Origin of the sequence: Pseudomonas sp. AU12215 (assembly GCF_001675465.2) — a bacterium.
Classification (GTDB): domain Bacteria; phylum Pseudomonadota; class Gammaproteobacteria; order Pseudomonadales; family Pseudomonadaceae; genus Pseudomonas; species Pseudomonas nitroreducens.
In genome coordinates this window covers 1-728 of sequence record NZ_MACM02000114.1, presented here as the reverse complement: position 1 = coordinate 728, position 728 = coordinate 1, and the positions used below count along the sequence as shown (strand labels likewise).

Here is a 728-nt window from a genome sequence, read left to right as displayed (position 1 = left end):
ACTGCGCTTACTCAGCTTCTTGTACGTACTGCGGCGGGCCGCAATCTGCCAGATCACCTCCCGGCCTTCATGTTCCGGGCGCTTCTCTACGCCGGTGTAACCCGCGTCGGCGCCGACCATGTTTTCCTTTCCATGCAGCAGTTTGTCGACCTGGGTAACGTCAGCAACGTTGGCTGCCGTCCCCACCACGCTGTGCACCAGGCCAGACTCGGCATCCGCGCCGATGTGGGCCTTCATGCCGAAGTAGTACTGGTTACCCTTCTTGGTCTGGTGCATCTCCGGGTCGCGCTTGCCGTCCTTGTTCTTGGTCGAACTTGGCGCATTGATCAGCGTGGCATCGACGATAGTGCCTTGGCGCAGCGACAGACCGCGGTCACCGAGATAGCCATTGATCACAGCCAGGATGCCGGCAGCCAGTTCGTGTTTCTCCAGCAGGCGGCGGAAGTTGAGGATGGTGGTTTCGTCGGGAATACGCTCTAGGTTCAGCCCGGCAAACTGGCGCAAGATTGTGGTCTCGTACAGCGCCTCCTCCATCGCTGGATCGCTGTAGCCGAACCAGTTCTGCATCAAATGTATGCGGATTCCACGCCATTCGGACACTCAGCCCACGCTGATCCGGACACCTGTTCCACGCTCATTCGGACAGGCAGTCGGAGCGCAGCGACGCAGGGGTGGCATTGTTAGTCCGGGTTGGCTGGCGTCGTCAATTTCTGCGTCCGTTTGCGCAT

The 728-nt window shown here is 59.9% G+C and carries 1 pseudogene; it reads right to left on the bottom strand.

Annotated elements, in window-relative coordinates:
• Positions 1–582 (bottom strand): annotated as a pseudogene (locus A9513_RS14725) (IS5 family transposase); the annotation flags it as partial.
• Positions 583–728: the final 146 nt, after the last annotated feature.